The 20,668-nt window shown below is 69.3% G+C and carries 21 protein-coding genes and 2 pseudogenes; 8 read left to right on the plus strand and 15 right to left on the minus strand.

Translation table 11 applies throughout. From position 1 onward, the window contains the following. The 3 genes and pseudogenes from B4V06_RS17335 to aglJ form a co-directional block, all read right to left on the minus strand. Positions 1–230, minus strand: a pseudogene (locus tag B4V06_RS17335) (FtsZ/tubulin family protein); the annotation flags it as partial. 105 nt (positions 231–335) lie between these two features. After that, positions 336–1,457, minus strand: coding sequence for an AI-2E family transporter (locus B4V06_RS17340; RefSeq protein WP_123114301.1), 1,122 nt, complete (start codon positions 1,455–1,457; stop codon positions 336–338). A 152-nt stretch (positions 1,458–1,609) separates the two neighbouring features. Beyond that, the gene (aglJ, locus tag B4V06_RS17345) at positions 1,610–2,593 is read right to left on the minus strand and encodes an S-layer glycoprotein N-glycosyltransferase AglJ (protein WP_123114300.1); all 984 of its coding nucleotides are present in this window, start codon (positions 2,591–2,593) and stop codon (positions 1,610–1,612) included. A 213-nt stretch (positions 2,594–2,806) separates the two neighbouring features. Here aglJ and B4V06_RS17350 point away from each other — a divergent pair, with 213 nt between their 5' ends. Further along, positions 2,807–3,187: a DUF7522 family protein gene (locus B4V06_RS17350; protein ID WP_123114299.1), complete on the plus strand. Its 381-nt coding sequence runs from the start codon at positions 2,807–2,809 to the stop codon at positions 3,185–3,187. Between the two features lie 49 nt (positions 3,188–3,236). On the opposite strand, the gene B4V06_RS17355 is transcribed toward B4V06_RS17350, so the two are convergent. Then, entirely contained in the window at positions 3,237–3,596 is a 360-nt protein-coding gene (locus B4V06_RS17355) for a response regulator (RefSeq protein ID WP_123114298.1), read from the minus strand. A gap of 145 nt (positions 3,597–3,741) precedes the next feature. Between B4V06_RS17355 and B4V06_RS17360 the strand changes: the two genes are divergently transcribed. Next, on the plus strand, positions 3,742–4,773 hold the full coding sequence (locus tag B4V06_RS17360) for a phosphate signaling complex PhoU family protein (RefSeq protein WP_123114297.1): 1,032 nt from the start codon (positions 3,742–3,744) through the stop codon (positions 4,771–4,773). A 95-nt stretch (positions 4,774–4,868) separates the two neighbouring features. Further along, positions 4,869–5,051, plus strand: a complete 183-nt coding sequence (locus tag B4V06_RS17365; RefSeq protein WP_123114296.1) for a DUF7525 family protein — start codon at positions 4,869–4,871, stop codon at positions 5,049–5,051. Between the two features lie 11 nt (positions 5,052–5,062). Here the strand turns inward: B4V06_RS17365 and B4V06_RS17370 are convergent. Continuing rightward, positions 5,063–6,398 (minus strand): annotated as a pseudogene (locus tag B4V06_RS17370) (RNA-guided endonuclease InsQ/TnpB family protein). 215 nt (positions 6,399–6,613) lie between these two features. Here B4V06_RS17370 and B4V06_RS17375 point away from each other — a divergent pair. From B4V06_RS17375 to B4V06_RS17395, 5 genes are all read left to right on the plus strand, one after another. Beyond that, positions 6,614–6,841: a DUF7123 family protein gene (locus tag B4V06_RS17375; RefSeq protein ID WP_007998354.1), complete on the plus strand. Its 228-nt coding sequence runs from the start codon at positions 6,614–6,616 to the stop codon at positions 6,839–6,841. 94 nt (positions 6,842–6,935) lie between these two features. Further along, positions 6,936–7,364, plus strand: a complete 429-nt coding sequence (locus B4V06_RS17380; RefSeq protein ID WP_123114295.1) for an SRPBCC family protein — start codon at positions 6,936–6,938, stop codon at positions 7,362–7,364. Further along, complete coding sequence (locus tag B4V06_RS17385) at positions 7,361–8,167, plus strand: carbon-nitrogen family hydrolase (protein ID WP_123114294.1); 807 nt, start codon at positions 7,361–7,363, stop codon at positions 8,165–8,167. Before B4V06_RS17380 ends, B4V06_RS17385 begins: the two co-directional genes overlap by 4 nt. Before the next feature lie 561 nt (positions 8,168–8,728). Next, positions 8,729–9,721, plus strand: coding sequence for a presenilin family intramembrane aspartyl protease PSH (locus tag B4V06_RS17390; RefSeq protein ID WP_123114293.1), 993 nt, complete (start codon positions 8,729–8,731; stop codon positions 9,719–9,721). Between the two features lie 70 nt (positions 9,722–9,791). Continuing rightward, positions 9,792–10,223 carry a VOC family protein gene (locus B4V06_RS17395; RefSeq protein WP_123114292.1) on the plus strand — a complete coding sequence of 144 codons (432 nt, stop codon included), beginning with the start codon at positions 9,792–9,794 and terminating at the stop codon, positions 10,221–10,223. A 24-nt stretch (positions 10,224–10,247) separates the two neighbouring features. Here B4V06_RS17395 and metG read toward each other — a convergent pair whose 3' ends face one another. The 10 genes from metG to B4V06_RS17445 form a co-directional block, all read right to left on the minus strand. After that, entirely contained in the window at positions 10,248–12,443 is a 2,196-nt protein-coding gene (gene metG, locus B4V06_RS17400) for a methionine--tRNA ligase (RefSeq protein WP_498170797.1), read from the minus strand. A gap of 209 nt (positions 12,444–12,652) precedes the next feature. Next, the gene (locus tag B4V06_RS17405; RefSeq protein WP_123114290.1) at positions 12,653–13,105 is read right to left on the minus strand and encodes a pyridoxamine 5'-phosphate oxidase family protein; all 453 of its coding nucleotides are present in this window, start codon (positions 13,103–13,105) and stop codon (positions 12,653–12,655) included. 80 nt (positions 13,106–13,185) lie between these two features. Then, a complete protein-coding gene (locus B4V06_RS17410) occupies positions 13,186–14,085 on the minus strand; it encodes a thiamine-phosphate synthase family protein (protein WP_123114289.1) in 900 nt (299 codons plus the stop codon). Beyond that, entirely contained in the window at positions 14,082–14,714 is a 633-nt protein-coding gene (dcd, locus tag B4V06_RS17415; RefSeq protein WP_123114288.1) for a dCTP deaminase, read from the minus strand. Before dcd ends, B4V06_RS17410 begins: the two co-directional genes overlap by 4 nt. 178 nt (positions 14,715–14,892) lie before the next feature. After that, on the minus strand, positions 14,893–15,636 hold the full coding sequence (locus B4V06_RS17420) for a Yip1 family protein (RefSeq protein WP_498170799.1): 744 nt from the start codon (positions 15,634–15,636) through the stop codon (positions 14,893–14,895). 106 nt (positions 15,637–15,742) lie between these two features. After that, positions 15,743–16,417 (minus strand): NfeD family protein, encoded by a 675-nt coding sequence (locus B4V06_RS17425; protein ID WP_123114286.1) that lies wholly within the window; start codon positions 16,415–16,417, stop codon positions 15,743–15,745. Between the two features lie 87 nt (positions 16,418–16,504). After that, positions 16,505–16,789, minus strand: a complete 285-nt coding sequence (locus tag B4V06_RS17430) for a DUF7312 domain-containing protein (protein ID WP_123114285.1) — start codon at positions 16,787–16,789, stop codon at positions 16,505–16,507. A gap of 68 nt (positions 16,790–16,857) precedes the next feature. Then, entirely contained in the window at positions 16,858–18,615 is a 1,758-nt protein-coding gene (gene pyk, locus B4V06_RS17435) for a pyruvate kinase (protein WP_498170802.1), read from the minus strand. 127 nt (positions 18,616–18,742) lie between these two features. After that, complete coding sequence (locus B4V06_RS17440; protein ID WP_498170804.1) at positions 18,743–19,255, minus strand: metal-dependent hydrolase; 513 nt, start codon at positions 19,253–19,255, stop codon at positions 18,743–18,745. A gap of 103 nt (positions 19,256–19,358) precedes the next feature. Further along, positions 19,359–20,294: a sulfide-dependent adenosine diphosphate thiazole synthase gene (locus B4V06_RS17445; protein ID WP_498170806.1), complete on the minus strand. Its 936-nt coding sequence runs from the start codon at positions 20,292–20,294 to the stop codon at positions 19,359–19,361. Positions 20,295–20,668: the final 374 nt, after the last annotated feature.

Here is a 20,668-nt window from a genome sequence, read left to right on the forward strand (position 1 = left end):
TCGCCGAGCCGGCGGCCGGCGTGGAGATCGCCGTCGAGGCCGCTCCCGTCGGCGGCATCGCCGAAGCGGTAGCGGCGCGACTCGTCGAGCGACCGGAGAGAGTCGAGGGCCGCCGCGTCCGTGTCGAACGCGTTGATCCCCTGCAGGAACCGGTCGCCGCCGTGGTCGGCCGCGAGCCGGTCGGCGATCCGGCCACCGGCGCCGCCGAGACCGATGACGTGAAGGCGCATACGTCACCCCGGTCGGCGAGCGGGGGCTTATCTCTTCGGCTCGACGGCGCAGGCGTCCCTTCGGCTCGGTGACACGGGAGACCCGCGCGCCAGCGCCGCCGTCGGTCAGAACTCGTCGAGCCGCCGTTGGCCTCGAGAGACCGCGGCGGAGCGACCGTCTGTACCGGTCTCGTCTGGGTCGGCGCCGAGCAACCGGATCAGCGCCGTGTCGGCGAACGTGAGCGCGAGCACCAACACGATCGGCGCGAGGAACAGGCCGTGGAAGCCGAAGACGACGGGGCCGAAGATGTACGCGAGCATGAGCAGCCCGACGTGAGTCGTCTTCCCGCTGAAGTACGGCCGGAGCACGATGTCGGGGATCGTGTCGACGACGACCGCCGCGACGACGAGGAAGCCGGCCACGTAGGCGAGCAGCGCGAAGTCGCCGCCGAGCACCGTCGGCACCGAGGCCGCCGCCGCCAGCGGGAGGTACACGATCTTCATCCCGATCACCGGAATCAGGCTCGCGATTCCGGTGAGCGCGCCCGCGAGCGCCGGGTACGGGACCTCGACCGGCGCCGGCGCGATCACGTTGTAGGCGGTGTACGTGACGACCGCGATGATGGAGATGGCGATGACGTTGAGCAGGTTCCCGTACAGCACCGCCTCCAGCTCGGCGTCGACCGTTTCGAGATACTCGCGGACCACCGCGTCGTCGTCGAATCTGAGCAGCCACTCGTGGAACTTCGACCCGTCGAGCAGCAGGTAGTACGTGACGACGACGACGATCAGGAGGTTGAGCGCGAGCCCGCCGAGCGTGCTCGCCAGCAGCCCCGCCTGCTCTGAGACGAACTCGATCAGCGGGTCGAGCTGGCCGGAGCGGTAGGCGGCGACGACCCCCTCGAGCGTCGGATTCGAGAGCTGTGCCAAGTCCCCGACCCAGGAGTTCTCGGCGCCGACCGTCTCGGCGACCGGATACCGCTCGATGAACCGGCGTGCCTCGATCAGCGACAGCAGTACGGTGTAGCTCAACAGGCCGATCAGCGGGACCCCGATGAGCGACAGGGAGACGACGGCCCGGACGCGTGCGGGGAGCCGAAACCGTTCCAACCGGTGAAAGAGCCGCCGCGTCGAGTAGTAGAGAAACACGGCGACCGTGAGCGGGGCGACGAACCGGTATCCGATGAATCCCACGATAAGCGCGACCGCGAGACCGAAGAGGGCGATGACGAACCGCTTCTCGTCCATGGCCGCTCGTCTCGGTCTCCCAACATAAACCATGCGCCTGATCCCGGACGAACCCCAGTCGCGGTCGCGGGCGACCGGCGGTCGGTCCCGGTCTTGTCGGACGATCGGCGGTCAGCCTCGGTCTCGTCGGACGATCGGCACCCGACCGGTCGTCAGTCGTCGTCGGCGTCTGCCGACCGCCCGACCTCGTCGCCGTCGCGCCGGTCGTCGACCCCGCGGGCCTCGATCGCCCGCTCGAATCGGTCCACCTGTTCGCGGTGCAGCGAGAGGATCATGTCCGCCAGGAAGCCGAAGATCAGCAGTTGGACCCCGAGGATCGCCGCGCCCACGGCGCCGATGGAGACGATCTCGTGGGTGATCCCGTACGCGAACCACTCGTAGAGGACGTACGCGGTCATGAGCGCGCCCGCCGCCGTCGACACCACACCGACGCTGCCGAAGTAGAACAGGGGGTTGTTCGTCTTCGCCTTGCGGTATAGCTCGAGGAAGATCACGCCTCCGTCGCGGATCGGGTGGAGGTTGGTCGCGGAGCCGCCAGGGCGCTCGCGGTAGGTGATCGGGACGACGGCGACGGGGACTTGATTCTTCACGCACTCGACGGCCATCTCGGTCTCGATCCCGAACCCGTCGGCGGTGAGGTGGAGCCGGAGGAACGACTCCCGGGTGAACGCCCGATATCCGGAGAGGATGTCTCGGTAGCCCTCGCCGTGGATCGTGCGGAAGGCGACGTTGATGATCCGGTTCCCGATCCGGTTCAGCCGGGTCATCGCTCCCGGGCGCATGTCGGCGAACCGGTTCCCGATGACGTGCTCGGCCTCGCCGTCGAACAGGGGGTCGAGCATCGCGTCGACGTCGCCCGCGTCGTACGTCGCGTCGGCGTCGGCCATCACGACGTACGGCGCGTCGATGTGGTCGCGCACCGCCTCGCGGACGGCCTGCCCCTTCCCGCGACCGGACTGCTCGGCGACGCGGGCGCCGGCCTCGCGGGCGGCCGCTCGCGTCCCGTCGGTGGAGCCGCCGTCGATCACGAGGACCTGCTCGATCCCGACGTCGCGGAAGGCGTCGACGACGCGCGCGACCGTCTCGGCCTCGTCCATCGTGGGCAGCAGGACGCAGACGTCGTCGTAGTCGCTCATGGCGGGTTGACGGTGGGGGAGTTCCTAAACTCTGCCCTTCCGACGCGAGGGACCCGCCGACCGAGCGGACCGTTCGGCGCGACGGACCCACCGACCGAGCGGACCGTTCGACCTATCGCCCCCGCGGGGAGCGCTCGGGCCGGTCCGTCGACCCTCGTGGCCGGTCCTGCGGCCACCCATACGCTCATGTATCCGACGATAGATCGTGTGACTATGTCGCAGCCACCCGACTCTCACGTCGACGAACTGCTCAGTGCGACGCGGACGGCGATCGGCGACGAACTCCGGAGTCTCACCTACTTCACCGAGGAGGACGTCACGCAGCTGTACCTCCGCAGCGATCTGAGCCGGACCGCGGACCTCGTCGGCTTCGCTGAGAACGAGCGTCAGGGGTTCCACTCGCAGTCGCTGTACGCTAACACGCAGCTCGGGGACTACCAGTTCACCGTTCGCGTGTTCGAGAACGGGTACCTCACGCGGGTCATCGCCGGGGAACACGGGGTGTGGGTGACGACCGACTCGATGGAGATGGACCGGTTCGAGGAGCTCACCAGCGCGCTCTCCTCGATCCTCCAGTCGTTCGACCCCGCCTAAGCGGGCGGCGCCGGATCCGGGCCCGCACCCGGCGGAGACGAGCGAGCGGTCACTGGAGGTGACTCCGCAGCTCCGGGACCAACTCGTCGGGGTCGACCGGCTTGGTGACGTAGCCGTCCGCGCCGGCCTTCACCGCCTCCATCATCTTCTCTTTCTGGTCGACGCTCGTGCACATCACGACCACGGCGTCCGGCCACCGGTCTTTGATCGCCTGCGTCGCCTCGATGCCGGTCATCTCCGGCATGACGACGTCCATCGACACGGCGTCCGGTTCGTACGCCTCGAACAGGTCGACCGCCTCTGCGCCGTTCTCCGCCTCGCCGACGACGTCGAACGACCCCTCAAGCGCGTCCCGGACCACGGTCCGCTGGAACGAGGAGTCGTCGACGACGAGCACCCGCTCGGTCATGGCGATCGATCGGGGGGTGGACGGCATAAGCGCGCGGATCGATCGGCGATCCCTGGCGTGACCGTTGGGAATCCCTTGTATATTCGATCAAGCGTATAATGAACATAGGAACAACGTTAAGGTGGATCCCGCGGTACCGTCTTCCATGGAAACGCGGAAGGTCCAACGGCTGGGTCCGTCCACGCTGGCGATGACGCTCCCCGCCGAGTGGGCACAGGAACACGGCGTCAACAAGGGCGACGAGGTGTCGCTGCGGATGGGTGGAAAGGGAACGCTCACCGTCCTCCCCGAGTCGGTCAGCACGGAGGAGTCGGAGGCGGTCATCAACGCCGACGGGCTCGACGCGAGGTCGCTGGAGCGGGCCATCGTGGCGCAGTACGTCCTCGGGCGGCGCGTGATCCACGTCCGGAGCGAGGGCACGCTCGACAGCGAGCACATCAACGCCGTCTACAAGGCCGAGACGCAGCTGATGGGGCTCGGCGTCATCGAGGAGACGCCGGAGGACATCTCCATCCGCTGTTCGGTCGACCCGGAGGACTTCACCCTCGACAACCTGCTCGAGCGGCTGGAGAACACGGGGTCGACGATGCGCGGCGAGGCCGTGAAGGCGCTCGCCCACGGCAACCCCGACCTCGCGCAGCGCGCGCTCAACCGCGAGCGGCAGGCGAACAAGATCTTCGTCCTCCTGCTCCGGCTCATCTTCACGGCGTACCAGAACCCGAACCTCGCCCGCGCGGTCGGCTTAGAGGAGGGGTTCCCGCTCATCGGCTACCGCTCCGTGGCGAAGAACCTGGAGCTCACCGCCGACAACGCGGAGGACATCGCCGACATCGTGATGGAGGCCGACGGCCACACGCTCGACGTCGACAGCGCGACGATGCGCCAGATCCGCGAGTTCACCGATCAGGTGGACGAGCTGACGGCGCTCGCGGTCAGGGCGGTCGTCGAGCGCGACTACGACCTCACCGTCGAGTGCCGCGACCTGTTCGCCCGGCTGGAGGACCGCGAGCAGGAGATCCTCGGCGAGCTCCCGGACGACCTCGACAACGAGACGCTGCTGATGACTCGGGAGGTGCTCGTCAGCCTCCAGCACACCGCCGAGTACGCGATGCGGAACGCCGAGATCGCCGCGAACCTCGCCCTGAACGAGGAGTCGGAGCACGTCGAGATCATCTGAAAACGGTCGGTCGCGTCGGCGCGCCGCCTTCTTGGCGGACACTGTCGCATCGCGGGCTTCGCATGAACTAAGTAGTCGCCCGCGAAGCGTCAGGTATGAGCGAGGCATCTATCGACTCTGACATGGAGATCGGCGTGGCGCTGGCGCTGGGAGCGGTCGCGCTCGTTGGCACGGTGTTGATGTTCGGGTACCCGTCGCAGCTCGGCCGCGCGTGGGGGTTCGCGGCGGCGTTCGTCTTCGCCCTCGGGGCGGTCGTCGCCGTGCAGGTGTTCGAGTAAACTACCCTACCCTACTCGCTCACGGCGTTGCCGTTCGCTTCGTTGAGGGGAGGGCTTTCGCGTGGACTCCCGTTCTGGCCATCGCTGGCAGGCTCGTAATCGCCGTTCACGTTCAACGTCCCGCGATTCAAGCGCACGTTTACGGGTGCGCCTCCGCCCGACGACGTTTGCGCCGAGCGGAGATGCTTCAGGCCGATATCCTTCGCCGTCGCAAAGTCGCTACGCGACTTTGCTGCCCGCCGGACGCAGTCCGGCGACCGCGTTGTAGTCTGCGTGCGGTGAGTATCCGCACTTGAGACACGCAAACACGTCCTGTCCGTTCGAGGTAGGACGGTTGTCCTCGTGAGTGAACCCGCACTTCGAACATCGCTGACTCGTGTACGCAGGACTTACTTGTTCGACCGAGATGCCGACGACTTCGGCTTTGTACTCGACGTACTCGAACAAGCGTCGGAACGCCCATGCGTGGAACTTCTTGGCGTTCGGCATCCGATCACGAATTCCCGTCAGGTTCTCGAATACGATCACGTCACAGTCGTGTTCGACGGCTTCTGCAACGAGTTCTTTCGAGACGGTGTGCAAGAAATGGTCGTAGCGTCCCGTCTCAGTCCGTCCAACCGACTGGATGGTTTCGTGAGCGGCCCGTGTCCCACGCTGTTGGAGCGATCCGCGTCGCTTCTCAAACTCGCGGTGCCAATGATTCAGCTCCGAGCCGTTCCAGAATGTCCCCGTTGACGTGACAGCGACGTTTTCGATGCCGAGGTCAACGCCGAGGACTGTGCTGTGCTCGGCGTTGCCTTCGTCGGCAGTCTCGAACTCCATGTCCGCCTTTGTGCGGACGTGAAGGTAGAACTCACCGTCGCGGTAGTGGAGTTCTGCACCCGTCACGTCGTAGTCGTCGTTGAACAAATACTCCGAGTGAGGCGTCTCGCGGTCCTCGTCGGGGAGAATGTATCTAGCGGTGATACGTCCTTCAACGGTCGAAAGCGTCGCGTGGTCGTCGTTGAACGTGGCACACCGTTTGTCGTAGACGAGCGTCGGAGCGGAGAAGCGCGGCTTTCCCGCGTAGTCGCCCTGTTTCCAGCGGGCGACGACGCTCTGGACAGCGTCAGCAGCCTTGTTGCGGGCGTTCTGGACGAGGTTCGCTTGAAGTCGCGTCTCGGCTCGCACGTCGTCGTAGGTCTCGCGTTGGAGTTGGGCTTTGCTCGTGGTCTTGTACTCGCCTTGCCACGCGTGGTCGACGACGTAGTTGGCGGCCCACAGGAACTCGGAGATGGTTTCGCGGAGAAGGGCAGCGTCGCTGTCGGCCACGTCGAGTTTGACGGGGACCGTGCGACGTACCTCCATCCGTCCTTCAGACGTGTTTCTTATTTTTATATTAATAACGGTTCGGTGGGAGCCGGTCAGCCATCGAACGAGGAGCGTGCCATCCCATGTCGATTTCCTCCCCGACCTACTCGCTCCCTGCGGTCGCTCCTTGAGGTCGGGGGCTCATCTTGAATTGTGCTGAGCGACCGACAAACGAGAAACCGTTAAGGACGTCTGACACCTACCTTCGCGGTATGAGCGAGTACACCGAGGAGGAGCAGCGCATCCTCGCGTACCTCACGGACAGCGTCACCCGTGGCGAGCGGTACGTCCGCTCGAAGACGATCGCCGACGCCATCGGTCTCACGGCCAAGCAGGTCGGCTCGCGGCTCCCCCGGCTCGCCGAGAAGTCCGACGACGTCGACATCGAGAAGTGGGGGCGAGCCCGGTCGACGACGTGGCGCGTGACGCCGCAGGGGTAGCGGCGGTTCGGACCGCGGTACGAGGCCCGCGTTCCGCTCGGTCGGCCCTGCCGGACTCGCGTGTTTTTAACCCCCGTGGCACCAACGGACGGGTATGACCGTCCGAGTCTCCCGGACGTTCGAGTTCGACGCGCCCGCCACGGACGTGTGGGCGTTCATCTCGGACGCCGAGAAGCGCGCCGGAGCGATCAGCGTGGTCGAGTCCTTCGAGGTCCACGACGAACGGCGTGCGACCTGGCACGTCGCGCTCCCGATCCCGATGATCCGTTCGACGATCTCCGTCGAGACCGAGGAGGTCGAGCGCGACCCGCCGAACCGGGTGAAGTTCGTCGGCAAGTCGAAGGCGTTCCGCGTGACCGGCGAGCACACGATCACCGAGACCGACGGCGGCTGTCGGCTGGCCAACGAGTTCGTCGTCGACGGTCGGCTCCCGGGGGTCGAGTCGTTCTTCGAGCGCAACTTCGACGCGGAGCTCGACAACCTGGAGGACGCGCTCCGCGCCTCGCTGGGCCCGACGGCATGAGGGTCGCCTGCGTCCAGCTCGGCGTCGAGGGTGGCGCCGTCGCGGCCAACGTCGAGGGCGCGATCGAGCGGGTCCGAGCGGCCGCCGCCGACGGGGCGGACCTGGTGGTCCTCCCGGAGCTGTTCGACGTCGGCTACTTCGCGTTCGACTCGTACGCCCGGGCGGCGGAGAGCCTCGCCGGCGACCGGCTGTCGCGGTTCGCTGCGGTCGCCGCCGACGCCGACGTGAACGTCCTCGCAGGCACCGTCGTCGAGGACCTCGCGGCCTCCGCGGCGGACGGGGTCGACGTCCCGGCGCCGGAGGGGCTCGCGAACGCGGCGGTCCTCTTCGACCGCGATGGGGAGCGCCGGCTCGTCTACCGGAAGCACCACCTGTTCGGGTACGGCTCCGAGGAGACCGACCGGATGGTCCCCGGGGAGCGGGTCCCGGTCGTCGAGCTGGAGGGCGTGCGGGTCGGCGTCACGACGTGTTACGACCTCCGCTTCCCGGAGCAGTTCCGCGACATGGTCGAGGCCGGCGTCGAGTGCGTGCTCGTGCCGAGCGCGTGGCCGTACCCGCGCGTGGAGCACTGGCGGACGCTCGGTCGGGCACGGGCGATCGAGAACCTCGCGTACGTCGCCGCCGTCAACGGGAGCGGGGCGTTCGACGGCGACGCGCTCTGCGGCCGGACGACCGTCTACGACCCGTGGGGCACCACGCTCGCGTCCGCGGGCGAGGAGCCGACGACCGTGACCGCCGAGGTCGACCCGGAGCGGGTCGCGGCGGTGCGTGACGAGTTCCCCGCGCTGCGGGACCGACGTTGACCGCCGGTCCCGATACTGCCCCGCCGTCCGAGCGCGGACCGTCTGGTTTATACCGGAGAAGCGACTAGCGTGTGTTGCCGAAGTCCGACGCTTTTCTCGTTGGAGTTCGGCGACAACACAACGCGCCCGTCCCGACCGCTCGGGCGGCGACGCCGACGACAGCCCGGGGGTCCGCTGTCCGGCCGCCGCCCGCCCGCCTCTCGTCCCACCTTCGCCTTTCGCCGCCTCTTCCCTTCCGTTTCATCACTTCCCTTCCGTTTCATCACTCACAACCGCACCCGCTGCCGGTAGGGTTGAGTATCGGCTGCGATAATTCGGGCGATAGCTTCTTATTTCGGATCGGGCTGGTGGAAAACGCCGCGGACGAACCCGGCCGGCTCGCCCGGTTTCGGACGGGCCGGCGGGACACTCGCTTCCACCGTCCGTCGTCCGTCGGCTCTCGGGTTCGGGTCCGACCCGCTCCCACACCGTACCCGAACCCGTTTCTGCGGCGCGCGGCCGCGACTCCCCGCCGAGCCGAAGCGCAAGCGAAAAACCCCCTGACGCCGAACCGTCGGTCGAATGTTCCCCCGCGAGTACCGCGGCGTCGCCTTCGTCGTCGGCCTGTTCCTCGCCGTCCAGCTCGGTGCGCTGGCGCTGGTCCCCGAGTTCGCCGAGAGCGGGTATCAGGCGGTCGAGAACCCGGACGACCCGACGAACAGCGTCGTGTACGTCCTCGCAATCTTAGTCATGACGGGCGTGATGCTCGCGGCGTTTAAGTACAACTTCGACGGCGCGATCCGGCTCCTCATCGTCGGAACCTCCGCGTGGCTCTCCTGGTACGTCTTCTCCGCGCTGGTGTCGCCGCTGGCGGCGGCCGTGCCGGCGGCCGCGGTGGGCGTCGGGCTGCTCGTCTACCCCGAGTGGTACGTCATCGACACGGCTGGGGTGTTGATGGGGGCCGGCGCGGCCGGGCTGTTCGGCATCTCCTTCGGGCTGCTCCCCGCGCTGATCCTGCTCGCGTTCCTCGCCGTCTACGACGCGATCTCCGTCTACGGCACCGAGCACATGCTGTCGCTCGCGGAGGGCGTGATGGACCTGAACATCCCCGTCGTCCTCGTGATCCCGCTGTCGCTGTCGTACTCGCTGCTGGGCGCCGACGGGGAGGAGGCGGACGACGGAGGCGGCGACGGGGACGACGAAAGCGACGAGGCTGCCGACGCCGACGAAGACGGGGATGTCGACGTCTCGGACCCCACGCCCATCGAGGAGCGCGACGCGTTCTTCATCGGGCTCGGCGACGCCGTGATCCCGGCCGTGCTGGTCGCGAGCGCGGCGACGTTCTCCCCCGCGGCCGGGCTCGCGGTCCCGCTCGTCGGCGTCAACCTCCCCGCGCTGCTCGCGATGGTCGGGAGCCTCGCGGGGCTCCTCGTGCTGATGAGCTGGGTGATAAAGGGCCGACCGCACGCCGGGCTCCCGCTGTTGAACGGCGGCGCCATCGGTGGCTACCTGATCGGCTCCGTCGTCGCCGGCGTCCCGCTCGCGGACGCGATGGGGCTCGCCGCGTTCCTCTGAGTCGCCCGCCGAGCGGGGGCGACGGGTACAGGCCGACACGGTTTTTAAAACGGTCGCCGTGGGTCGAACCGTGTCCGATCCGACTCCCCACCACGTCGGCGTCACCGTCTCCGACCTCGACCGCGCCGTCGATTTTTATACCGAGACGTTCGACCTCACCGTCGCCGCCGAGTTCGCCGTGGGCGGCGAGGCGTTCGCGGACGCCGTCGCCGTCGACGGCGCGGCCGCCGACTTCGCGCACCTCGTCGCCGGCGGGGAGGGCGCCGAGACGATCGTGGAGCTCGTCGCGTACGAACCCGAGGGCGAACCGACGGAAGACCCGGCGCTGAACCGTCCGGGAGCGATTCACCTCGGGCTCTCCGTCGACGACGTGGAGGCGTTCTACCGCGGTCTCGACGACGGCGTGGAGACGCTCAGCGAGCCGCGAACGACCGAGAGCGGCACCACGATCCTGTTCGTCGTCGACCCCGACGGTAACCTGATCGAAGTGCTGGACGCCTGAGAACGGAGGACAGCGGACGAGTTCTTACTTGACTTTCGTGCCCGGGCCGGCGTCCTCGTAGGTGGTGAGGAGGTCGGCCTCGTCGCCCGCGGCGAGCACCATCCCGTTCGACTCCACGCCGAACAGCTCCGCCTTCTCCATGTTGGCGAGCACGACGACCTTCGTTCCGGGCAGGTCGTCGACGTCGTGAAGCTGCTTCAGTCCCGCGACGATCGTTCGGGTCTCCGCGCCGAGGTCGACCCGGAGCTTCAGGAGGTCGTCGGCGCCCTCGATCCCCTCGGCCTTCTCGATCCGGCCGATCCGGATGTCCAGTTCCTGGAAGTCGTCGAAGCCGATGCGGTCGTCGCTGAGGGGTTCGATGTCGGTCATGTCGGTGTCGTCGGTGGTGTCGGGGGTGTCGTCCGTGGTTTCGCCGTCCGCTTCTCCGCCGCTGTCGCCGTCGGCGTCGGCGTCACCGGTCTCGCCTTCCGCGGCCGCCTCCGCCTCGGCGACCCGCGACTCCAGCTTCTCGTTGAGCGCCTCGACGCGCTCGTCTTCGATCTGCTCGAACAGCTCGGTCGGCTCCGCGAGGTCGCCGGCGGGTCCTTCGCGGGCCGCGTCGACGGTGACCTCGTGGACGGAGCCGCCCTCGCCGAGCTGGGCCCACAGGCGCTCGCACTTCTCGGGGGCGATGGGCTCGAAGAGGACGGCGATCGCCTTCGCGATCGCGACGCAGTCGTGGATGACCTGCGCGGCCTCGTCCGGGTCCTCGTCGACGAGGTTCCACGGCTCGCTGCGCTGGATGTACTCGTTGCCGAACCGGGCGAGGTCGGTGACGGCGTCGCCGAGCGCGCGCACGGAGTAGTCGTTGACCGCGGCCTCGACGTCGGCGATCGCCTCCTCGATGCGCGATTCGACCTCGTCGCTCGTCGCGTCCGCAATAGGCGCGTCGTCGTAGTTGCGGTGGGCGAACAGCAGGGAGCGGTAGAGGAAGTTGCCGACCGTGCCCACCAGCTCGGTGTTGACGCGGTCGCGGAACTTCTCCCACGAGAAGTCGACGTCCTGCTGGAAGCCGCCGTTGGTGGCGAGGTAGTAGCGCAGCGGGTCGGGGTGGAACCCCTCGTCGAGGTACTCGTCGGCCCAGACGGCGCGGTCGCGGCTGGTGGAAAAGCCCTTCCCGCCGAGAGTGACGAACCCGCTCGCCATCACCGCGCGCGGCTCGGCGTGGCCCGTCGCCTCCAGCATCGCGGGCCAGAAGATCGTGTGGTGCTGGATGATATCGCGGCCGATCACGTGGACGATCTCGCCGCCCTCGGGATGGGCGTCGCTGGCGCCCTCCAACCAGGCCGCCTCCCAGTCGAAGGCGTCCGCGCCGACGCGCTCGGAGTACTGCTTCGTCGAGGAGATGTACTCGATCGGGGCGTCGACCCAGACGTATAAGACGAGGTCGTGGCCGGCGGCTTCGCCGCCTTCCCGAGGCGACGGAGTCGCCTCGCCGCCGGGGTAGTCGATCCCCCAGTCCATGTCGCGGGTGATACACCAGTCTTGGAGCCCCTGCTCGATCCACTCGCGGGGCTGGTTCCGGGCGTTCGAGGTGCCCTCCAGCCGGTCGAGGAAGCCGGAGAGGTACTCCGAGAACGCCGAGACCTCGAAGAACTTGTGGGTGCGCTCGCGGTACTCGGCTGGGTTGCCGGTGATCGTCGACTCGGGATCCTCGACCTCGCCGGGCTCGAGGTGGCGCTGGCATCCCTCGTCGCACTCGTCGCCGCGGGCGTGCGCGCCGCAGTACGGGCAGGTGCCCTCGACGTAGCGGTCGGGGAGGTACTGGTCGTCGACCGGGTCGTACGCGACCATGATCTCCTTCTCGTAGACGTGGCCGCCGTCCGCTAAGTCGCGGACGAGCTCCTGGGTGACCGCGGTGTTCGTCTCGTCGTGGGTGTGGCCGTAGTTGTCGAACTCGACGTTGAACTTCGGGAACGTCTCGGCGTACCGCTCGTGCCAGTCGAGCGCGAAGTCCTCGGGGGAGACGCCCTCCTGCTCGGCGTTGACCGCGACCGGCGTCCCGTGCATGTCCGAGCCGGAGACGAACGCGGTCTCCTGCCCGAGTCGTTCGAGCGCGCGGCTGTACACGTCGCCGCCGACGTAGGTGCGCAGGTGGCCGATGTGGAGGTCGCCGTTGGCGTACGGCAGTCCACAGGTCACCACCGCCGGGTCGTCGGTGGGGAAGTCCTCGTGGCTCATGTGGTGTGTGTATCGAGTTGTCGTGGATACGGGCCTAAAGCCCGCTGGTTTTCGGGTGAGATCGAGACGGACGGATCGCGTCGGCGGAGCCACTCCCGCTCGCCCGAAACGGATTTCGCACGGGGCCTCTCGGCGACGGCCCGGAGGAGGACCTCCCGGCGACGGCCCCCGAGGAGGACCTCCCGGCGACGATTCCGAGGGGACGCCGCTCAGGGGTCCATCGACCGCTCGACGCGGCCGGTGAGCCGGTCCGGGTCGAGCCGGTAAAACTCGAACTCCACTCGGCTCGTCGGCTCGCCGAACACGTCGACTATCGGGATCTGCTCCGTCCGTTCGAGCCCGGCGAGCGACTCGGTTGACAGCGACTCGTCGGTCGTCGCCGTCAACCGCCCGCTCGCAACCACGCTCCGCCACCGCCCGTCGCGCTCGCCGTAGGTGACGAACGTGATTCCGCGATCGGTGGGATTCGCCTTTCCGCTCTCTTGTCCGACGGCGAGACGGAAGTAAAACGCCTCCTCGACCGGGTCGTACCCGTACGACACCGGGACCGAGTGCGGGGGGTCGTCGCCGGCCGTCGACAGCGAGAGCACTCCCGTCCCCGACCGCCCGAGGAACTCGTCGCGCTCGTCGTCCTCCATCCGAACCGCGTCGGGACCCGTCATACGCGACGTTGGACCGCCGTGGTAATGAATACCTGCCACTGACCGGGACTGGAGCGACCGCGTCGGGCCGTGCGCCTCGCCTACACGATCTCGCGGACGATCGCGGCCGCCTCCGACGCCGTCGGCGCGAGGACGTACACGATCGGTTCGATGCCGACCGCGCCGGTCTGGTAGAGGACGAGCGTGTCGTCCGGATCGGCGCCCGCGACCGCGTCGGCGACCGCCTCCTCGGTCGACCGCTCGGCGTCGAACTCGACGGTCGGGTGCGACTCGGCGAGCGCCGCGACGGTGTCGGGCTCGTATCGGACGTTCACGGCGCCGCGGGCGGTCGACCCCGCCTCCCGGGCCACGAGCAGCACCGTCGCGACGTGTTCGCTTACGCCGAACTCGGGCTCGCCGGGGACCATCGCCTGCCCCTTCACGTCGACGAGGCGACCGGGGACGGCCGCCACGTCGTCGATCGTCCGCGCGTCGTCGAGGCACTCGGCGACGTTGGCACCGACGTTCGGGATGAGCGCGGCGAAGCCGGAGGCGTTCGTCAGGGTACGGAGCCCGCGCCGCACCGAGCCGAGGACGCGCTCGCGCTCGCGGAGCCCGCTGTCCGGGTCGTGGACCGAGAACTCCACGTCGGCGTCGGCGAGCGCCGGCATCGCCTCCTCGTGGAGGTCCGCGAGGAGGTCGCCCTCCTCTAACCGCCGGATCAGCACCTCGATCTCGACGAGCGCGGCGACCGGGCTCAGGTCGCCGGCGGCGAGGCCCGCGCCAACCCGGTCGACCAAGTCGCGGACGCGGTCGTCGGCGACGATCCGCTCGTGGCGCGCCACGTCGCCGTGGGCGTACTTCGAGACGGCCGACTGCGAGATGCCCAGGGCGTCGGCGACCTCCCGCTGGGTGAAGCCGCGGTCGCGCAGGTCCTCCGCCAGCATCGAGCGGACCGTGGGGAGGAACTCGTCGACGACGACCTCCTCGATGAACCTCACGGGCGGTCCTCCGCGGGGGGGTCGCCCGCATCACTCGACGCGTCCGCCTCCCCCGCGAACTCCGGGTCGTCGCCGATCTTGGACGCCTGCGGGCCGTCTTGTTCCTGATACTTCGAGCCGCGCTCCGCGCCGTACGGGCGGTCGGCGGGCGACTTCAGTTCCGTGAACGTGAGCTGGGAGACGCGCATCCCCGGCGAGAGCGCGACGGGCGCGGTGCCGAGGTTCGACAGCTCGAGCGTGATTTGGCCCTTATACCCGGGGTCGCACAAGCCGGCGGTAGCGTGCACGACGATCGCGAGCCGCCCGAGCGACGAGCGCCCCTCGACGTGCGCGACGAGGTCGTCCGGAATCTCGACGCGCTCGGTCGTCGTCCCGAGCACGAAGTCGCCGGGGTGGAGGATGAACTCGTCGCCCTCCGAGACGGTCGTCTCCGTCACGTACTCGCCGACCTCGTCGGCCTCGGTCGGGTGGATGCAGGGGATGTTGGTGCGCTGGAACTCCAGGAAGCGCTCGCCGAGCCGCAGGTCGACGCTCGCGGGCTGGACCTGCTGGTCGATGTCGTCCAAGGGCTCGACCACGAGGTCCCCGTCCGCGAGCCGGTCGAGGATGTCCGCGTCCGACAGGATCATGTCGGGAGACGGAGCCCGCTCGGCTTAAAAACTCCCGAATGCGGCGTCGAGCCTCTCCCGGCCGTCGACGCCGCGGTCGCGACAACACGACTCACACCGCCGCGGTCGCGACAACACGGCTCACACCGCCGCGGTCGCGACAACACGGCTCACACCGCCGCGGTCGCGACAACACGGCTCACACCGCCGCGAGCAGGAACCCGAGCACGGCGAACGCGCCGGCGACCGCCCCCGCCGTCCCGCGATCGAGGTCGTGGGCCGCTTCCAGGCCGCCCACCACGATCACCCACTGGACCGCGATCACGAGCGCCGAGGCGACGATCAGGGGGACCTGCATCGTCCCGATCGCCGCGACGATCTCGTTCGCGATCGCCCGGATCGTCTCGCCGCCGACCGTCGCCGTCGAGAGCGCGTACCAGACCGCGGCGAGCCCGGCCGCCAGCCGGAGGATCTCCGGGACGAGCGCCCACGCCGCGATCACGAACGAGTCGCCCACGGAGCCGTCCCCGCCGGCGAGGCGCGCGCCGCCGTGGAGCGCGAGCGCGAAGATCCCCCACCAGATCGGCACGCCGAACAGGCCGTACGCGACGTAGTCGCCGGTCGCGCGACGAAGCTCCTCGCCGACGTCGACGTCGATCCGCTCCGGCCGGTCGCACTGCTCGCCGATGAGCGAGTCGTCGCCGAACGACTCGCAGGTCGTCTCGGACGGTCGGTCGGGGTTGTCGACGGTGACCTCGCGGTCGATCGTCGCGTCGAAGGCCGCGCCGAGCCCGACGATCCCGCCGACCGTCGCCAGAGTGACGAGGAGGACGAGCCCGACCGCGACCGCGCCGGACCGCGAGCGCGACGTCTCGAAGTGGCGGCGGGAGCGGTCGAGGAGCGACCCGACGGCTGCGGAGAGCGCGGCGAGCGGGGAGGGCATCATCGGGGTATCCGCGAGACCGCACAAATGTCTTATTCATCCGAACCGCGCCGGAGTCGGATCGGGTCCCGCTCGTTCGGACCGCGGTCGACTCCGCCGTGCGCGGTCACTCGCGTTCGGTCTCGGTCTCGGGGTCGGCCTCGCGTTCCCCGCCGGTCTCCGTCTCGGAGTCGTCACCGTCAGGCGCCTCGGCGGCCTCTGCGGCCTCCGCGGCCTCCTTCCGAGCACGGTCCGCCGCGAGTTCCCGGTCGATATCGTCCTCGACGTACCCCATCGACTCCACGGTGACGACGTTGCCGCCGCCGGGGTCGACGACCATCACCTCCTCGCCCTCTTCAATCGTGCCCTCGATCGAACGCGCGGAGTAGTTGGGGTTGAACCCGCCGCCGGTGAGTTTCACCTCGCCGCCCGAGGTCGTCACCGTCTCGGTGACGGTGCCGGTCTTCCCTTTTAACGAGTCGCTGTCGCTGGTCTGCTGTTGGCCCTTTCCGCCGTAGAGATCGAACTCATGGTAGCCGTAGAAGGCGGCCGCGCCGAAGGCGAGCGTCAGGAGGGCCATGATCAGCGTGAGACCCGCCCCCGCGACGCCGAGCGACGCCAGCAGGAGCCCGCCGAGCCCCGCGCCGATCAGCGCGATGCCGACGACGATGAAGTTCGCGCCCGGGGCGAGCGCCTCCGCCATCGAAAGCAGCAGACCGGCCGTCAACAGCAGGAGCGGCAGCGTGTCCGGCCCGATCAGCCCGGACTGGAGGAGCGACCCGAACCCGAAGAGCAGATCCATGTCCGGACGTACGGCCGCGGCGGTATAAGTGATGGTACGAGCGCGGTCGGGCGGGAAGACCGACTCGGAAACCGAACGGGGACCGACTCAGAACCCGAACAGCAGCACGCCGACCGTGATCGCGACGCCGAGCGCGACGAGGGCGGCGTTCTCGAAGTCGATGGAGCCGGGCTCGATCGGTTCGTCTTCGGGAGTGCCGCTGTCCTCCGTGATGCCGTCCGGGCCGACGTCGTCGACGGCGAACCGCCACTGGCGCTCGTCGCTCTCCTCGGCGTCGGCCCGGGTCTCGTTCGCCCGGATACGCGTGTCGCCGTCGGCGGCGTCGGCGCCATCGGTGACGTTGGCGTCGTCGTCGGCCTCGTCGCTCTGCATACCCGAGGGTAGGCGCGTCGTCGGTAAATGGCTGGCGGGTGCGGAGGGCGGGAGGGCGAGAAGGCGGGTTACCGCTTGCGCGTCGCCGCGATCACGTCGCCGTCGTAGACGACGCCGCGCTCGCCGTCGAGCGTGATCACGTCGCCGTCGGCGACGCCCTCGGGGAGCGTCGCGTCGGAGACCATCGGGACGCCGATCTCGCGGGCGACGACCGCGGGGTAGCCGGTCATCCCCTCGTGGGCGTCGACGATGCCGGCGAGCACGTCGAGGTCGCCCGAGAACTCGCCCTCGAAGTCGGGACCGAGCGCGACGATCGACCCCGCGGGGATCTCGTCTAAGTCGCCGTCGTCGGTCCGATAGACGGGCGCCGCGACGCGGCCCGCGACGGTCGCCTTCCCCGTCACGAGCGTCTCGGCCGCGACGTGGACCTTCAGCGTGTTCGTTGTGTTCGTCCCCTCGAACTCCGTCAGCATGCCGGAGAGCACGACCAGCGTGTCCCCGGAGGAGGCGCCGCCGGTGTCGAGCGCGGCGTCGACCGCGTTGTCGAGGATCGTCTCCATGTCGCGGGCGTACTCCGTCAGGACGGGGCGGACCCCCCACGAGAGCGCGAGCTGCCGCCGGACCCGGTCGTCCGGCGTCGTCGCGACCACGGGGACGCCCGGCCGGAACATCGCGGTCTTGCGAGCCGTGAAGCCGGACTCGGACACCGCGACGACGGTCGACGCGCCGATGTCGCGGGCGAGGTAGCGCGCCGAGCGCGCCAGCGCCTCGGTCCGGGAGCCCTCGGCGGCGGCCGGGACGCGCTGCTCGCGCGTCTCCGCGTACTCGTCGCTGGACTCGATCTCGCGGACGATGCGGTCCATCGTCTCCACGACGTTGACGGGGTCGTCGCCGATCGCGGTCTCGCCGGAGAGCATCACCGCGTCGGTGCCGTCGAGGACGGCGTTGGCGACGTCGGAGGCCTCGGCGCGGGTGGGGCGGCGCGAGTGGACCATCGAGTCGAGCATCTCCGTCGCGGTGATGACGGGGACGCCCGCGTTGACGCATTTCCGGATGATCCGCTTTTGAACGACGGGGACGTCCTCCAGCGGGCACTCCACGCCGAGGTCGCCGCGCGCGACCATCACGCCGTCGGCGGCGTCGACGATGCCGTCGAGGTTCTCGACCGCCCCGGCCCGCTCGATCTTCGCGACGACGGGGATGTCGTCGCCGCCGCGCTGCTCCAACTCGTCGGCGATCTCGTAGACGTCGTCGGCGTCGCGCACGAAGGAGGCCGCGACGAAGTCCGCGTTCGCCCGGACGGCCAGGTCGAGCTCGGCCTCGTCTTCCGGCGTGATCAGGTCGACGTCGATGGCGACCCCCGGGAGGTTGACGCCCTTTCGGGAGCTGAGCTTCCCGCCGGAGACGACCGTGGCGACGACCTCCTCGCCGTCGACCCGCTCGACGCGACACTCGATCCGCCCGTCGTCGAGGAGGACCGTGTCGCCCGGGCCGGCGGCCGCGATGGAGTGGGTGAGCCCCACGCGTTCGGGGGTGGCGTCGTCGCCCTCGACGAACGTCACCTCGGAGCCCGTCGCGAGCGAGATCGGGTCCTCGAGCTCGGCGGTGCGGACCTCCGGGCCCTTCAGGTCGACCATCACCGCGAGCGGGTCGTCGATGGCGTCGTCGACCGCGCGGGCCCGCTCGATGACCTTCTCGCGGTGGGCGGTCGTCCCGTGGCTGGCGTTCAGCCGGACGACGGACATCCCCGCGTCGGCGAGGGCGCGGATCGTGTCCCGGTCGTCCGAGGCGGGACCGATCGTACAGACGATCTTGGCGTTGCGCATACCGCCGCGTTCGACGCACGGGCGCAAAAAGGCACACGGTTGAGTCGGGATCGAGTGAACGTTCGTGACGTTCGCCGGGCGTCGGACGCGATCGCGTAGCCGGCACGCGACGCGACCTTGCGCCCGATCAGGGGGTGAGCCCGACCGAGAGCGCGATCGCGGCGACACCGATCCCGAGGAACAGCCGGTTCGCGCGCGGGTTCGCCGCCGGCGTCAGGTCGAGCGTGAGGTGCCACCCCGAGAGGGGGCGAAACGGTCGGATCCCCATCGGCGTGATCGCGTCGCCGGCGACGTGCGAGCAGAGGGCGAGGGCCGCGACGCCGCCGGCGAAGACCGGGGTCCACGGCGGGAGGGCGGTGCCGGCCGGGGTGGCCGCGGCGAGGGCGAGCCCACCGCCCGCGAGGGAGGCGACCGCGGCCGCGAGCGCGACGAACGCACCTCCCGCGACCGCGAACGCGACCGTGTGCGTCGGGCCGCGGTGCGCAACCGGCAGCCGGTGGTCGAGGTCGGGAAGCGTCGAGAACGCGACGGCGACCGCCGCGCCGAGGACCGTCAGCTCGGGCTCGCCGGCGAGGCGGACCGCGCCTGCGACCGGCGCGTACGCGAGCAGGGCGATCCCGACGTGGCCCCGCCAGTACATGCGCGACGCTCCGGGGATACGGATAATAAATCCGTCGGGGGAGGGAGGAGGAAGAGCCGTCAGCGAGGGCGGCGGCTCGCGCGCAGGCCGGGCGGTCAGCGCCTCAGTCGTCGGCCGGTGCCGGCGCGTCGCCCGCGGAGAGCCGGACCTCGGGGCCGTCGACGCCGAGCTCGTCGAGCGCCGACTGCGCGGCGCGCTTCCCGGAGACGAGCATCGCGCCGAACGTCGGCCCCATCCGCGGGAGACCGTGGGCCGTCGCGACCGCCATGCCGGACGCGATCAGCCCGTCGTGGACGACGCCGGTGTGCTCGACGACCGCGTCCTCGCTCTCGCCGACCCACATCGAGTCGTGACCGGGCGAGTCGTGGCCGGGGGCGCCGTACTCGCCGTCGGCGGTCTGGTCCATCCCGGTGTTGTGCTCCTTCGCGTGCTCGATGCCGGGCGCCGAGAGGACGCCGCGCTCGTCGAGCTTGCTGATCGCGACCGCGTCGTGGCCGGTCGCGTCGATCACGAGGTCGGACTCGACCGCGATCGGGTCGACGCAGGTGATCTCGCGCGGGAGCGCGTGGACCGGCGTCCAGTTCATCACGATCCCGCCGACGCGGTGGTCCTCGCGGACGACCAGATCGGTGAACTCCGTCATGTTCTGGACGCGCGCGCCGGCGTCGCAGGCCGCCTTGATCAGCCCGGAGCAGGCCTCGGGACCGGGCGCCGTATAGAGCCCGTCGACGTCCTCGACCGGCTCGTAGTCGACGTCGAGGTCGTCGAGGATCTCCTGTGCGGGGTCCCGGACCGTCACCGTGTTCATCAGGAAGCCGCCGAGCCAGAAGCCGCCGCCGAGGTAGTTGTTCTTCTCGACGATCATCACCTTCACGCCGCGCTCGGCCAGCTCCTTGGCGGCCATCAGCCCGGAGGGGCCGCCCCCGAGCACGATCACGTCGGAGTCGGTGAACTCGAGGAAGCCGTCGGTCCACTCGTTGCCGATAGCGCGGGTCACGTCGGTCTCGCTCACGTCGCTGAAGCCGTCGAATCCGTGCATACAACTTAGTGATATTACTTAGTTGTGAAAGGCGTTGCGGTCGATACGCGGAGTACGGACCCGGCGATCCGGTCGATTATTTATAAATAGTACCCGCTGGAACGGCAGCGAACGCCTCCAAAGCCCGAGCCACTCGGCTAGACGTGACTGGTACCGGATCGCCGGCGAACACCGCCAAAGCCCCAGCCGCGGGGCGCACGCTCGCTGTGCTCCTCGTCACTCGCTGCGCTCGTTCCTGCGGTGCTTGACGTCGTCATCAGAACGCACAGCGTTCTGATTGGCTCACGAGAGCACAGCTCTCGTGAACGCCTGCGCCCGCCCCGCGGCTGCCCCTTTGAGTCCTCCCCGACCGCACAGCAACCGCACCTCACACC

It is taken from the genome of Halorubrum sp. B53, from assembly GCF_059752395.1.

Coding starts and splice junctions, on each gene's coding strand:
- B4V06_RS17385 (WP_123114294.1), top strand. CDS start 7,361: ATGAGGGTCGCCTGCGTCCAGCTCGGCGTCGAGGGTGGCGCCGTCGCG.
- B4V06_RS17440 (WP_498170804.1), bottom strand. CDS start 19,255: ATGTACTGGCGGGGCCACGTCGGGATCGCCCTGCTCGCGTACGCGCCG.
- B4V06_RS17430 (WP_123114285.1), bottom strand. CDS start 16,789: ATGCAGAGCGACGAGGCCGACGACGACGCCAACGTCACCGATGGCGCC.
- B4V06_RS17445 (WP_498170806.1), bottom strand. CDS start 20,294: ATGCACGGATTCGACGGCTTCAGCGACGTGAGCGAGACCGACGTGACC.
- metG (WP_498170797.1), bottom strand. CDS start 12,443: ATGAGCCACGAGGACTTCCCCACCGACGACCCGGCGGTGGTGACCTGT.
- B4V06_RS17420 (WP_498170799.1), bottom strand. CDS start 15,636: ATGCCCTCCCCGCTCGCCGCGCTCTCCGCAGCCGTCGGGTCGCTCCTC.
- dcd (WP_123114288.1), bottom strand. CDS start 14,714: ATGATCCTGTCGGACGCGGACATCCTCGACCGGCTCGCGGACGGGGAC.
- B4V06_RS17365 (WP_123114296.1), top strand. CDS start 4,869: ATGAGCGAGGCATCTATCGACTCTGACATGGAGATCGGCGTGGCGCTG.
- B4V06_RS17405 (WP_123114290.1), bottom strand. CDS start 13,105: ATGACGGGTCCCGACGCGGTTCGGATGGAGGACGACGAGCGCGACGAG.
- B4V06_RS17350 (WP_123114299.1), top strand. CDS start 2,807: ATGTCGCAGCCACCCGACTCTCACGTCGACGAACTGCTCAGTGCGACG.
- B4V06_RS17375 (WP_007998354.1), top strand. CDS start 6,614: ATGAGCGAGTACACCGAGGAGGAGCAGCGCATCCTCGCGTACCTCACG.
- B4V06_RS17340 (WP_123114301.1), bottom strand. CDS start 1,457: ATGGACGAGAAGCGGTTCGTCATCGCCCTCTTCGGTCTCGCGGTCGCG.
- B4V06_RS17360 (WP_123114297.1), top strand. CDS start 3,742: ATGGAAACGCGGAAGGTCCAACGGCTGGGTCCGTCCACGCTGGCGATG.
- B4V06_RS17380 (WP_123114295.1), top strand. CDS start 6,936: ATGACCGTCCGAGTCTCCCGGACGTTCGAGTTCGACGCGCCCGCCACG.
- B4V06_RS17355 (WP_123114298.1), bottom strand. CDS start 3,596: ATGACCGAGCGGGTGCTCGTCGTCGACGACTCCTCGTTCCAGCGGACC.
- B4V06_RS17425 (WP_123114286.1), bottom strand. CDS start 16,417: ATGGATCTGCTCTTCGGGTTCGGGTCGCTCCTCCAGTCCGGGCTGATC.
- pyk (WP_498170802.1), bottom strand. CDS start 18,615: ATGCGCAACGCCAAGATCGTCTGTACGATCGGTCCCGCCTCGGACGAC.
- aglJ (WP_123114300.1), bottom strand. CDS start 2,593: ATGAGCGACTACGACGACGTCTGCGTCCTGCTGCCCACGATGGACGAG.
- B4V06_RS17390 (WP_123114293.1), top strand. CDS start 8,729: ATGTTCCCCCGCGAGTACCGCGGCGTCGCCTTCGTCGTCGGCCTGTTC.